11 protein-coding genes are annotated in these 13,331 nt (G+C 58.9%); 5 read left to right on the top strand and 6 right to left on the bottom strand.

From position 1 onward, the window contains the following. The first annotated feature begins 96 nt into the window (after positions 1–96). Positions 97–393, top strand: coding sequence for a hypothetical protein (locus AC0V6Q_RS11755; protein WP_486168564.1), 297 nt, complete (start codon positions 97–99; stop codon positions 391–393). A gap of 25 nt (positions 394–418) precedes the next feature. Here AC0V6Q_RS11755 and AC0V6Q_RS11760 read toward each other — a convergent pair whose 3' ends face one another. The 4 genes from AC0V6Q_RS11760 to AC0V6Q_RS11775 form a co-directional block, all read right to left on the bottom strand. Further along, the gene (locus AC0V6Q_RS11760) at positions 419–1,450 is read right to left on the bottom strand and encodes a ligase-associated DNA damage response exonuclease (RefSeq protein ID WP_486168565.1); all 1,032 of its coding nucleotides are present in this window, start codon (positions 1,448–1,450) and stop codon (positions 419–421) included. A 524-nt stretch (positions 1,451–1,974) separates the two neighbouring features. Next, the gene (locus AC0V6Q_RS11765) at positions 1,975–4,080 is read right to left on the bottom strand and encodes a prolyl oligopeptidase family serine peptidase (protein ID WP_486168566.1); all 2,106 of its coding nucleotides are present in this window, start codon (positions 4,078–4,080) and stop codon (positions 1,975–1,977) included. A gap of 73 nt (positions 4,081–4,153) precedes the next feature. Beyond that, the gene (clpA, locus tag AC0V6Q_RS11770) at positions 4,154–6,559 is read right to left on the bottom strand and encodes an ATP-dependent Clp protease ATP-binding subunit ClpA (protein ID WP_486168567.1); all 2,406 of its coding nucleotides are present in this window, start codon (positions 6,557–6,559) and stop codon (positions 4,154–4,156) included. Positions 6,560–6,670: 111 nt separating this feature from the next. After that, positions 6,671–6,874 carry a DUF1192 family protein gene (locus tag AC0V6Q_RS11775; protein ID WP_486168568.1) on the bottom strand — a complete coding sequence of 68 codons (204 nt, stop codon included), beginning with the start codon at positions 6,872–6,874 and terminating at the stop codon, positions 6,671–6,673. A 185-nt stretch (positions 6,875–7,059) separates the two neighbouring features. Between AC0V6Q_RS11775 and AC0V6Q_RS11780 the strand changes: the two genes are divergently transcribed. The 4 genes from AC0V6Q_RS11780 (at position 7,060) to AC0V6Q_RS11795 (ending at position 11,458) form a co-directional block, all read left to right on the top strand. Then, entirely contained in the window at positions 7,060–8,046 is a 987-nt protein-coding gene (locus tag AC0V6Q_RS11780) for an NAD(P)H-quinone oxidoreductase (RefSeq protein ID WP_486169306.1), read from the top strand. Continuing rightward, positions 8,039–8,668 carry a glutathione S-transferase family protein gene (locus tag AC0V6Q_RS11785; RefSeq protein ID WP_486168569.1) on the top strand — a complete coding sequence of 210 codons (630 nt, stop codon included), beginning with the start codon at positions 8,039–8,041 and terminating at the stop codon, positions 8,666–8,668. The genes AC0V6Q_RS11780 and AC0V6Q_RS11785 overlap by 8 nt, the downstream gene beginning before the upstream one ends. Positions 8,669–8,795: 127 nt before the next feature. Then, entirely contained in the window at positions 8,796–9,647 is an 852-nt protein-coding gene (locus AC0V6Q_RS11790; protein ID WP_486168570.1) for a cell cycle transcriptional regulator TrcR, read from the top strand. A 155-nt stretch (positions 9,648–9,802) separates the two neighbouring features. Continuing rightward, the gene (locus AC0V6Q_RS11795; protein WP_486168571.1) at positions 9,803–11,458 is read left to right on the top strand and encodes a long-chain-fatty-acid--CoA ligase; all 1,656 of its coding nucleotides are present in this window, start codon (positions 9,803–9,805) and stop codon (positions 11,456–11,458) included. A 68-nt stretch (positions 11,459–11,526) separates the two neighbouring features. Here the strand turns inward: AC0V6Q_RS11795 and AC0V6Q_RS11800 are convergent, their stop codons facing one another. Both AC0V6Q_RS11800 and AC0V6Q_RS11805 read right to left on the bottom strand, forming a co-directional pair. Further along, positions 11,527–11,937, bottom strand: a complete 411-nt coding sequence (locus AC0V6Q_RS11800; protein WP_486168572.1) for a bactofilin family protein — start codon at positions 11,935–11,937, stop codon at positions 11,527–11,529. A gap of 16 nt (positions 11,938–11,953) precedes the next feature. Further along, on the bottom strand, positions 11,954–13,150 hold the full coding sequence (locus tag AC0V6Q_RS11805; RefSeq protein WP_486168573.1) for a peptidoglycan DD-metalloendopeptidase family protein: 1,197 nt from the start codon (positions 13,148–13,150) through the stop codon (positions 11,954–11,956). Between the last annotated feature and the right edge of the window lie 181 nt (positions 13,151–13,331).

Consider the following 13,331-nt stretch of genomic DNA (forward strand, 5'->3'; position numbering starts at 1 on the left):
GAAAACCTCATGCGCTTCATCGAGAAGACAGGTGCAATCGTTAGAGGCTTGTGCCAATCCGCTCTTCCGAGTCCATTCCTTGAGGAACCCGATACGATGAAAATGCTTCACGCCGCCGCTCTCGCGCTTACTCCTGTTCTTGCCATCACCGCAGCGCCTGCGCTCGCTGAGGAAGCCGCTTCGAAACTCTCGATCGACAGCCCGATCGAAGCGCTGATGGCGAATGAAGCGACAAAGGCTGTTGTGATCAAGCATCTGGGCCCGCTTAACCAGCATCCCTTCTACGATCAGTTCAAAACGATGACCCTGCCGCAGGTTCAGCCCATGTCGAATGGCGCAATCACGGCGGAAACCATCGAGAAGATCAAAACCGAGCTTGCCGCAATCGCTTAGCGGCAATCTGAGGAAGAGGGGACGATCAATCATCCTCTTCCTCCCGCCCGACCAGGGCCAGCGCCCTCGCGCGGCGCTGGTTTAGCTCGCACCATCGAAGCAGGGCTTCCTCGCGCCCGTGGGTGATCCATGTCTCGGCCGGGTTCACCTCGCCGATGGTGTCGGTAAGCTCGTTCCAGTCCGCATGGTCAGAGATGATCAGCGGCAATTCGACTCCGCGCTGGCGCGCCCTTCCGCGCACCCGCATCCAGCCTGACGCCATTGCGGTTATGGGCGAAGGGAGACGCCGCGACCAGGTCGCGCTCATAGCGGACGGCGGGGCGACAATGATCGCGCCTTGCATCTCGTCCTTGGTGTGATCCGCGACCAGCCGAAGCTCGCCCAGCTCAACGCCGTGCTCTTCGTAGAGGCGGCACATTTTCTCCATCGCGCCGTGGAGATAGATCGGGGCATGATGCCCTTCTGCCCTTAATTCCGCGATTACCCGCTGTCCTTTGCCGAGCGCATAGGCGCCGACAAGCACTGAGCCTTCGGGGTTCGCCTCCAATGCCGAAAGCAGTTTTCCCATTTCCTCGGCAATCGGGGGATGGGTGAAGACGGGGAGGCCAAAGGTCGCCTCTGTGATGAAAACATCGCAAGGCGTGACTTCGAAGGGCGCACAGGTCGGGTCTGCGCGGCGTTTATAATCGCCCGTGATCACCACCCGCTCGCCCGCGTGTTCGAGCAGGATCTGGGCCGAGCCCAGCACATGGCCTGCCGGGATATATGTCGCATCAACGCCTCCGGTCAGGCGGATCGTCTCGCCATAGTCGACCGGCACAGCCTTGTGCGGGATCTCGCCTGCATCATCGGCAGCGCCCGTGCGGTAGCGCAGCTCCATGATCGCGAGCGTTTCGGGGGTGGCGAAAGTCTGGCCATGCCCGCCGCGGGCGTGGTCTGCGTGGCCGTGGCTGACGAGCGCCTTATCGACCGCGCGCGCAGGGTCGATAAAGGCGCCCGCAGGCACGACTTCGACCCCCCAGGGGTGCGGCTTGATCCAGGAAAAGGGCGCGCTCATGCGGCTTTAACCCGCGAGGGCGCCCCATAGTTCCGATTACTCAGTTGCCTTACGGCGCGCATTCATGTCTGTCTAAAACTTTGGAAAATCTGTGGATGGAATTCGATTCGCTCTATTGACTCAAGGGATTAAGCCAATTCCCTCCTATTGATTCTCGATTCGTATTCTGTATGGATACAAGGACAAGAGCCACCCTAAAGGTGGCCGTGTGACCAGACTATTGCTTATTTAAAAGTTGAACGATAGCTGACGGGGCCAGCGGCGGGTGTGCTGTGAAACATTTTCCCACCGGCTGAACCGAAAGCGACGATAAGCACATACGTGCACACGACGTTTCATAGGCCGTTCCTTTCATTCTGAAAGCCGACAAAGTGCCGACACCTCCGAGGGGCCTCGCGCCCCTCGCCCGTATCAAGGGGCCATGAGGACGGAGGTTCAGAAAAAAGGGGTCACACGACCAAGATTGGTTAAAGCACGGTCGGTGGTCTAATGTAACTGTGTGCGCCGGGTTTTCCCCCTGAAATTCATTCGGCGTCGTCCTTATCGGTGCGGTACTTGTCGAACCACGCGATGACGCTCGACGTGCGCGCGGCCTGTTGGCTTGGGCTTTGCGAGAGGTTGTTGTGGCTGGAATCGGGTGTCACCACCAAGGCTGTATCCACGCCCACCAATTTCAACGCGGCGTAGAATTGCTCGGCCTCGCTCCTCGGTGTGCGGTAATCCTCTGCACCCACCAGAACCAGCGTTGGCGTGGTGACATTGGCCATATTGCTCAGCGGGCCACGCTCCCAATATTCCTCCGGCTTCTCCCATGGAAGGCCGCCGAGCCAATAGCGCGGGATCAATGTTGGCAGATCCGACATCAGCCCCTGGCTCACCCAGTTGATGACAGGCTTGTGTGCCGCTGCCGCTTTAAACCGGTCCGTCTTGCCAACCATATAGGCGGTCAAGATACCGCCGCCTGAACCGCCGGTCACAAACAGGTTTTCCTCATCAGAGAAGCCCTGCGCCACCGCTGCGTCCACCACGGCCAGAAGTTCGGGGATGTTGCTGATCGGGTAATTGTCTTCGATCCGGTCAGCGAACGCCTCGCCATAGCCGGTGGAGCCGCCCGGATTGGCGAAGACAACGGCATATCCCGCCGCGCCATAAAGCTGATAATCGACCGAGAATTCAGGACCATAGGCCGCATAAGGGCCGCCGTGCATCTCGAGGATGGTCGGCACAGCCGTGCCTGCTTCATACCCCGGCGGGAGCATGATCCATGCAGGGATGCGCGTGCCGTCTTCCATGGTCACCCGCAGCTCGCGCGTCTCGCCCATTTCCTTGCCCGCAAGGCTGACCGCGTTGAGCGAGGTAAGTGTGCGAATGCCGCGCCGTGTCTGAACGCCAACATCGGGCGGCGCGACCGAACTTTGCGTGGTGAAGGCGAGATTGCCGTTATCCGAGACCGACCATTCGCCGCCAGTGTAGGGCAGCGCGTAATATCCGCTGCCCACGCGCGCTTCCAATGGAGTTGGCGCGCTTGCATTGAGGCCGATTTTTGCAACGCGGTGCTCGCCATCGTCTTCGTAGCTCGCGAAAAGCCCCGCCTTGGTCCACTCAAGCCCGTCAAAACCGCGGTCAAATCCGGTCACCAGCTGGCGCGAGCCCGACCCATCGGCGTTCATCACATAGAGATTGGTCTGGTCAAACGCGTTGCCCTGATCATCGAACCCGAGATAGGCGATTTTTCTGCCATCGGGAGAGACCTGCGGCGCGCCATCGGGCCCATCGCGGTTGGTGAGGGCTTCGATGTCACCGCTGGCGATATCAAGCGCGTAGATCTCGCTGCCGAAGATTTGAAGTTCCCAATCCTCTTTGCGATTGGCCGAGAAATAGAGCTTGGAGCCGTCGGGCGACCATTCCACCGCGCCGCCATTGGAATATTCGCCAAAGGTAAGCTGACGCGGTGCGCCTCCGGTGGCGCTCACCACGAAAAGCTGCGCCGTGCCCGGTTTTACGTAAGAGCCCCCATCGCGGCGATAGACCAGACGGTCGATCACCTGGATCGGCTGGCCCCATTCCGCGCCCTCCGGCTTGGCAGGGGGCGCACCTAGGGTCAGGCCTTTGCCCGGAACGCGCGCGGTGTAGGCGATCTGGCTGCCGTCGGGGGACCACTGAATACCGCCCGGCCCTTCTGCCAGGGCGGTGATATTGGCGCTTTCGCCGCTTTCCATCCAGCGCACATGCAATTCCGGTCCACCGCCGCTCTCGGTCGAGATATAGGCGAGCCGGTCACCACCGGGCGACCAACGCGGCGACACATGCGTGCCAGCGCCGGTCACCAGCGGAGTTTCCTCGCCGCTGCTCACATCAATAAGCCAGATCGAGGAAACCGCCTTATCGGTCATAATATCGTTGGTGCGCCGGACGTAGGCTATTTGCGAACCATCGGGGCTAATCTGAGGGTCGGCGGCGACCGAAAGGCCGAAGATATCATCGCCTGTGAAATGTTTCTGAGGTGCAGACACCCCTTCCGCATTGTCACCAGCAGCATGATCGTCCGCCGCAAGAGGCACGCCAAGCGCGCCGAGCGAAAGGGCGCTCACTGTAAAGACGGTTTTCAGGACAGGCTTTCGTGCAAACATAAACGGCTCCAGACGTGAACATCTGGAGCCGATCAATGACTAAATTTCGGGGCTTGTCCAGCGCTGTGGCTGATCAGCCCTCTTTGTCTGAGTCCGATGCCTCTGGCTTGGATTTGTCCTCTTGGGAATCATCCTTCTTGGCAGGGGGCGTCTTCTTGGCCGCTGGTTTGCGCTTCGGCTTGGGCTTGGGTTTGGCCTTCGGCGCAGCGGGGGAGAGTTCGAAAGCGGGCTTGCCGTCTTTCATCGTCACCGAAACCTCGCCGCCATCGGCAAGCTTGCCAAAAAGCAATTCTTCGGCGAGCGGTTGCTTGATCTTGTCCTGAATGAGGCGGCCCATCGGGCGCGCGCCGTAAAGACGATCATAGCCTTTGTCCGCGAGCCATGCACGGGCATCGGTGTCAAACTGGATGTGCACATTCTGCTCGGCCAGTTGCAGTTCAAGTTGAAGGATGAACTTGTCGACAACGCGCGCCACGGTGTCTTTGCCAAGGTAGGCAAAAGGCACAATCGCATCGAGGCGGTTGCGGAATTCAGGGGTGAACATCTTGTTCACGGCCTCCGTGCCCGCATCTTCCTTGGAGACGTCGCCAAAGCCGATCCCGCTTTTCGCCATATCGGCCGCGCCCGCATTGGTGGTCATGATGAGCACGACATTGCGGAAATCGACCGTCTTGCCGTGGTGATCGGTCAGGCGACCGTTGTCCATGACTTGCAGGAGGATGTTGAAGAGGTCGGGGTGCGCTTTCTCGATCTCGTCGAGGAGGAGCACACAGTGAGGGTTCTGATCCACTGCATCCGTAAGCAGACCGCCCTGATCATAACCAACATAGCCCGGAGGCGCACCGATGAGGCGCGAAACGCTGTGACGCTCCATATATTCGGACATGTCGAAGCGCTTCAATTCAATGCCCATGATGGACGAGAGCTGACGCGCGACTTCTGTTTTACCCACGCCCGTGGGGCCGGAGAACAGGAAGGAGCCGATGGGCTTGTCCGGATCGCGAAGGCCAGCGCGCGACAGCTTCATCGCGGTGGCTAGGCGGGTGATCGCTTCGTCCTGACCAAAGACAACGTGTTTCAGATCGCGGTCGAGGTTTTCGAGCGCTTTCTTGTCGTCCTTGCTGACCGATTTTGGCGGGATGCGGGCCATGGTCGCAATGACCTGCTCGATTTCACGCGCGGTGATCTTCTTCTTGCGGCGGCTGGGCGGGACCAGCATTTGCATCGCGCCCACTTCGTCGATCACGTCGATCGCCTTATCGGGCAGCTTGCGGTCATTGATATAACGCGCCGACAGCTCGACCGCGGTTTTGAGCGCATCGGGCGTGTATTTCACGTTGTGATGGTCTTCGAATGCGGTGCGCAGGCCTTTGAGGATCTTGATCGTATCCTCAATCGTGGGCTCGTTCACGTCGATCTTCTGGAAGCGGCGCAGAAGCGCGCGGTCCTTTTCGAAGTGATTGCGGAATTCCTTGTAAGTGGTTGAACCCACGCAGCGGATAGTCCCGCCCGAAAGCGCAGGTTTGAGCAGGTTGGATGCATCCATCGCCCCGCCACTGGTCGCGCCGGCTCCGATAACGGTGTGGATTTCATCGATGAAGAGGATGGCATGCGGCATGCCCTCAAGCTCGGACACAACCTGCTTCAAACGCTCTTCAAAGTCGCCGCGATAACGCGTGCCGGCCAGCAATGCGCCCATGTCGAGCGAGTAAATCACCGCAGGCTCAAGCACCTCGGGCACATCACCTTCGACGATTTTGCGCGCAAGGCCCTCTGCAATCGCGGTTTTACCAACACCGGGGTCACCCACATAAAGCGGGTTGTTCTTTGATCGGCGGCACAGGATTTGAACGGTGCGGTCGACTTCTGGCCCACGACCAATCAGCGGGTCGACCTTGCCGTCTTCCGCTTTCTTGTTGAGGTTGACCGTAAACTGGTCGAGCGCGGTTTCTTTCTTGTTGCCGCCTTCCTTGGCAGCCTCGGCATCGTTTGGCGCGCTTTCTTCGCTGCCGCCCGCATTGCTCGATTCGATCTGGCGACCGCCTTTGCCGATGCCGTGGCTGATGTAGCTCACCGCATCGAGGCGGCTCATGTCCTGTTGTTGCAGGAAGTACACCGCGTAAGAATCGCGTTCGGAGAACAATGCGACCAGCACATTGGCGCCTGTCACCGTGTCTTTGCCCGATGATTGAACATGCAAAATCGCGCGCTGGATTACACGCTGGAAACCGGCGGTAGGCTGCGGATCGGCGTCTTCTTCGGTCTTAAGCGACTGATATTCCTGATCGAGATATTGCTTCACGACCTCGCCAAGTTCGGCCAAATCCACCCCGCATGCGCCCATGACCGCTGCGCCATCTTCATCATCGATGAGCGCGAGCAGCAAGTGCTCCAACGTCGCATATTCGTGGCGACGCTCTGACGCGTGGGCGAGAGCGTTGTGAAGTGTGCGTTCCAGATTCTGGGCAAAACTAGGCATGTAAAATCTCTATCGGGGGTGAGAAGCGCGGCAGGACACCGCTCGTTTTATCGCAATATGGGGCGTCTTTGAGTAAATACGACTCCGAATTGGCCCTAGATGGAAAGCCGGTCATGATCCGGAGGCTCTAAACAATGCATCGGCCGCCGCGCGGTGCTTTGCGGCACGTTCGCTATGTGCTTGAACGCGCGCAACTTCTGCCTCGAGCAGTTTGACACGATGCGCCAATTCATCTTGGGAGTAAGGTGCAAGATCCTCGCTTGCGAGCTTGCTCGCAGCGTCCCCTTTTCCCTTTGGCAGATCGTCGTCTTCCATCGTTTGGCATGATCGCGCGCTGTTCGGCTTGCTGTCAATGCTCAACGCAGGTATTTGCGCCAATAGATTGGATGTGGCGCATTTGTGCCATGAAATGCGCAAATGCAGATCTTGGGGAAATGCGAATGGTCGGGGCGACTAATCCAGAAATACCAGAAACCGTGCCACAGGCGGTGCCAGTATCGATGCAGGCTATCGGCTTTGCTGCGCCCGGCGAGCCTGATGTTCTGAAGATCGAAGAGACGGCGACACCCGCGGTTGGTCCCGGTGATGTGCTGATCAAGGTCGCCTATGCCGGGGTCAATCGACCGGACTGTATTCAGCGTGCGGGTCATTATCCCGCGCCTCCCGGGGCATCGCCCATTCTGGGTCTCGAGGTATCGGGCGCAGTTGTCGCGGTTGGCTCTGACGTGCCGCGCGAGATGCTTGGCAATGTGGTCGCCGCTTTAACGCCGGGCGGTGGATATGCCGAATATTGCACCGCGCCCTGGCAGCATTGCCTACCCGTTCCCGACGGCATGGATTTGAAGCAAGCGGCCGCTTTGCCCGAAACGCTCTTCACCGTCTGGCACAATGTGTTTGAACGCGGTCTTGCACGCGATGGAGAGACTTTGCTCGTCCACGGGGGCACCTCTGGCATCGGCACGATGGCGATTATGCTCGCCAAAGCGTTCGATTTGAACGTCATCACGACTTGCGGCGACGAGGCCAAATGCGAAGCTGCACGAAAGCTGGGTGCAGATCTTGCGATCAATTACCGCGAGGATGACTTTGTCGCGGCGGTGAAGGAGCACACGGGCGGCAAAGGCGTCGATATCGTGCTCGATATGGTGTCGGGTGATTACATTCCGCGCAATTTGCAGTGTTTGGCCGAAGATGGCCGCCATGTGACTATCGCTGTGCTGGGCGGGGCCAAGACCGAGCTTTTCATCCCCTTGGTGATGATGAAGCGGCTGACCCTGACGGGTTCGACCCTTCGCCCACGCTCCGACGCGTTCAAAGCGGCCTTGGCCGACGAGATTGCCGACAACGCCTGGGACCTGTTCACCAGCGGCGAGCTTGCTCCGGTGATGGATCAGACATTCCCTCTCGCTGAAGCTGCCAGCGCCCATGCGCGGATGGAATCCAGCGCGCATATAGGCAAGATCATGCTGGAAGTTGCCGGTGGGTGAACGCCTGACCCTCCATGAATACTCAAAGAGCGGCAATTGCTATAAAATCAGGCTGACCGCTGCCCTTCTCGGCGTTCCGCTTGAGACCAGGCAATATGACATTCTCAACGGCCAGACCCGGACGCCGGAATTTCTTGAGAACGTGAACGCCAACGGGCGCATCCCGGTCCTTCAGATCGGTGAGGGAGAGGACGCAAGGTTTCTGCCAGAGAGCAATGCGGCGTGCTGGTACCTTGCCAGCGGTTCGCACCTGGTCCCCAATGACCGCTTTGCGCAGGCGGATATGCTTCGCTGGATGTTCTTTGAGCAATACAACCACGAACCCAATGTTGCGACACTTCGGTTTTGGTTGCGGTTTGTGGGTGACGACAGTCTTTCCGACGAACAACGCGCGCAAATCCCGGCGAAGCGTGCTGGCGGCGAGGCGGCGCTCGAACTGATGAATGACGAACTGGCGGATCGACCATTTTTGTGCGGTCAGAGCGTGACGCTCGCAGACATCGCGCTTTTTGCCTATTCGCACGTGGCGCATGAAGCGGGCTTTGAAATGGGCGCTTTACCCAATCTGGGCGCATGGATTGCGCGCATCAAAGCACTGCCGGGCTTCACACCGATGGATTGATTGCGGCGAGACATTTCGCGGCCCGAAAGCATTTCCTTGCCCCGCTCGCCACTATCGCCTATCTACGCCCGTGCAATGGCCGCTCCGCAAGGGGCGGCCCTTATTATTTCTAACGGAGATTTCCCCTATGGCCAATTCAGGTGCACAAAAGGAACAGCCAAAGCCGCTGATGCCTCACGCCACCGCGACCTGGCTCGTTGACCAAACCGGTCTTTCTTTCGAGCAAATCGCAGAATTTTGCGGCCTTCATATCCTTGAAGTTCAGGCGATGGCCGATGACCTTGCCGGTAGCAAATACACCGGCCGCGACCCTGTGCACGCAGGCGAGCTGACGCTCGAAGAGATCAAGACCGGTGAGGGCGATCCTGATTATTCGCTCAAAATGCACAAGGCTCCCGTCGAGGTTACCCGCACCAAGGGCCCGCGTTACACGCCTGTGTCCAAGCGTCAGGACAAGCCCGATGGCATCGCATGGCTGCTGCGCAACCACCCGGAGATTTCCGATGCGCAAATCGGCAAGCTGATCGGCACAACCCGCAATACCATTGGCGCGATTCGCGAGCGTTCGCACTGGAACATCCAGAACATTCAGCCCAAGGATCCTGTGACCCTTGGCCTTTGTGCGCAGCGCGAGCTTGATGCAGTGGTTGCGAAAGCCGCCAAACGTGCAGGCGTGACCGAAGAAGAAGCGCCGGTTGCCGACGAAGCAGCGCTCGACACACGTTCTGACAAGGACAAGCTGATCGAAGAGCTGCGCGCTGAACGTGCCGCAAACGAGAAAGCGGCTGCCCAGGCCGCGCAAGAGGCGGAAGCCGAAGCGTGGCTGGCCGATAAACGTGCCGCTGAAGAAGCGAGCGCGGAAGAGGTTGTCGATGCCGAAGCGGCATTCACGGCCCCTGCCGAAGAAACGGCAGAACCTGCTGAAGAAGCAGCGGAAGCACCCGCCGAAGACGCAGAAGACAGCGACAGCCAAGGCTAAGCCCCCCGCGCGCAACACAAAAGCGCGAAACAAAGACGCGCAAAACAAAAATGGGCGGCCTGCATTTGTGCAAGGCCGCCTTTTTTGTGCCTGTCGCAAACTAGTATGGTTCGATCTCACTTGCGCGCCGGGGCCATTTCGCCCATTCTATTGACATGTATGTAAATAGTGCCGCCTATCACCACCCCACCGCGTGGGACACTACGTTCGAGCCTCTGACGCTGCCTGCGATGTTGGAGCGCACGCTGACCCATAATCCCGAAGCGCCGTTCTTGCATTTTATGGGCCGCACTTTCTCCTATCGCGTCATGCATGCAGAGGCGGTGAAGTTTGCAAACGGCCTTATTGAAATGGGCATAGAGCCGGGCGACAGGGTTGGCCTGTTTCTTCCCAATGTGCCGATCTATGCCTCCGCCTATTACGGCGCGATGATGGCGGGCGCTGTGGTGGTCAATTTCTCGCCGCTTTACTCGGTTGAGGAACTTGCCTGGCAGGTCGCCGATAGCGGGACGCGCGCGCTCGTTACGGTTGACGTGCCCGAACTTTACGAGACCGCATCCAAAGTGCTTGCCTCGTCGCAGCTCGAGACGCTGATCGTGGGATCATTGGGATCAATGCTGCCCTTCGCCAAAAGCATCGCCTTCAATCTGTTCAAGCGTAGCCAGATCGGGAAAGTCCAATGGAGCAATTCGGTGCTCCGCTGGGACGATGTGCTCAACGATGAGGGCGTGACCCTGCCAGCGATCACACCCGATGATCTGGCGCTGCTCCAATATACCGGCGGCACGACCGGCCGGCCCAAGGGCGCGATGCTGGGGCACAGCCAGCTGACGCAAAACGCTCAGCAAGTGGCCGCGATCAACCCCTTTGATAATCCCCGCGAAGAAGTGATGATGGGCGCGCTGCCGTTCTTCCATGTCTTCGCCAACACTGCGCTGTTGAACCATGCCGTTGCAGCGGGCGCATCGATTGCGATGGTTCCGCGGTTTGAAGCCAAGCAGGTGTTGCAAACAATCGAGAAATACGGCGCGACCGGTTTTCCAGGGGTGCCTACAATGTTTCAGGCGCTGCTCGATCACCCTGACCTCACCAAAACCGATCTATCGACCCTCAAGGTCTGTATCTCGGGCGGTGCGCCTATGCCCGCGCAGGTTCACACGCGGTTTGAGGACGTCACTGGTGTGCGCCTTGTCGAAGGCTATGGCCTCACCGAAAGCTCGGGCGTCGTCTCTGCCAATCCCTATGCCGGAACGCGCAAGAAGGGGACGATCGGGCAACTTGTCGCAGGGACCGAGATCATCCTTCTCGACAAGGAAGATCCGACCAAGCTCGCGCCCGAAGGAGAACCCGGAGAACTCGCGATTTGCGGACCCCAGATCATGCGCGGCTATTGGCAGCGACCCGAAACCGATGCCGATGTCTTTGTCGAGCGCGATGACAAACGCTACCTTCGCACAGGCGATGTCGCGGTCATGGATGAAGACGGGTTCCTTAGCATCGTTGACCGGATCAAGGACATGATCGCCGTTGGCGGCTTTAAAGTCTTCCCGAGCGTCGTCGAAGACGCGATCCTCAAGCACGAGGCGGTGAAAGAGGCATTGGTGATTGGCGTGCCTGACGATTATCGCGGCGAGGCACCGCGCGCCTTTGTGACGCTTGAAGGGGACGCCAGTGCCGAGGAGATCAAAGAATGGCTCAACGGTCGCATCGGCAAGCACGAGCGGGTCGACGAGGTCGTGATCCGCGAAGAGCTGCCAAAGACCATCATCGGCAAACTCGACCGCAAGGCGCTGCGCGCCGAGGTTCTCTGACCCATAAATGAAAAACGCCGCGAACCCGTGGGCTGCGGCGTTTTGAAAACGTTTGAGCTTCGCGAAGGTTAGCCAGCGATCAGCGGCTCTGCGCCCTTTTTGACAGGTTCGGATGGCTTGGGCGTCGCAGCATTGGCGGCTGGAGCGCCTGCTGAACGGCTCGCGTTCGGTGCAAAGCGTCCATCAACTTGCGCGCCCTGTTCAATGGTCAGCGCATCATAGTGCACATCGCCATCGATCCTGGCGGATTTGAGGATTACGAGCTCTTTCGCAGTGATCGAACCGTTGACCTTGCCCGACATGCGTGCGGTTTCGGCGGTGATCGCGCCGCTGATCGAGCTTGATTCGCCTTGCACGATGCTGGCGCATTTGATGTCGCCTTCGATTGTACCATCGACATGCAGGTCAGCCGTGGCTGCCACATCGCCTTTGATGGTGACGTCCGAACCGATCACAGAAAAGGTTGAGTTGTTGGCCATTCCTCGTCCCTTTGGTTTAGCGCTGGGCACCGGAGGCGCTGGCGGTGTCTGTTCCGCGGGCTTCTTTGAGAACATTAGGGGCGGTCTCCAGGAAAGGACGCGGGTTGACCGCACGTCCATTGATACGAACTTCGAAATGCAGGTGAGGTCCTGTAGACCGGCCAGAGCTGCCAAGGCCACCCAAGACCGCTCCCGGCTCGACAGCCTGACCCACACTCACGCCGATCCGCGCCAAATGCGCGTAACGCGTAACGATTCCGTTGGTGTGAGTGACCTCGACCGTGCGGCCATAACCACCCTTCCAGCCCGCGAAAGTAACCTCGCCTTTGGCAGCGGAATAGATTTCCGAACCATAGGGACCTTTGAAGTCGATGCCGTTATGCATTGCGCCGCGGCGATTGAACGGATCGCGGCGGTAGCCGAAATTGGAAGAGATGCGGGTGACGGTCGCAGGGACCACGCGCGGCACCCCTTCAAGGGCAAGCTCGAGCGTCGACATGCGTTGCAGGCTGAGACCCAGACGCTCAAATCGGGGATCAAGAGATCCATCCGCCGATGATGCGAGCATTTCGAACGGACCACCCATCGCGCTTTGCGCTTCGGCGCGGGCCGCACGTTCCATCGCACGCGGATCAAGGTTCAGCTTGCGCAGCGCCTCTTCGGCCTTGCGCGCGCGCCAGTCGGCATAGCGCGTCATGTTCTCGACATAAGCAAGCTGGCGCGCTTCGATTTCGGCAAGGCCTTTGGCTTGCGGGAAGAAAGCGCCGACTTGCTCAACGGTCTTCGATGTCTCTTCCGAACTGTCGGTGACATTGGTGTCGACCGTCTTGATATCGTCGGGAAGCATTTCCGACATCGCTTCGAGCGCTTCCTGACGCGACTCAAGATCGGCAACGACGGTGTCGATATTGCCGCCGTAAGCCTGAATGCGTTCCTGCGCTTTGGCGACTTCTGCTTTTTCGGACTGGAAGGAGGCGACCTGCAATTCGGCGGAATATTTGTTCCACGCCATCACACTCATCGATCCTGCCCATCCCAGAGCCAATACGAGAGCGGCGGTCGCTGCGCCTTTTTGAAGCCTCGAGGAGACCTTGATAAAGCGCACCTGTCCTTGGGACCGCATAAAGAACTCGCGGTCGGGGAACCACCGGCCGAGCCTTTCTGCAAAGCTGCGCCCGGTCTTGCCTTCCGGTGATGTGTTGTTGATTGACAAAGTGTCTCTGACCCGAATTTTGTGTTTTTATTGCGTCGGACGCTAGCGACGGATCGGTTAAGAAGCGAATCTCCAACCTTGTCGAAAGGTTAAATCGAAGCCTTAGTGCGATGAGTCGTTCATCCTAGAGCAATCCCCTAGGGGCGGGCGAATAACACAGACATCGAAAGCTGAGTGGAAC

This window comes from Erythrobacter sp. S227 (genome assembly GCF_057364925.1).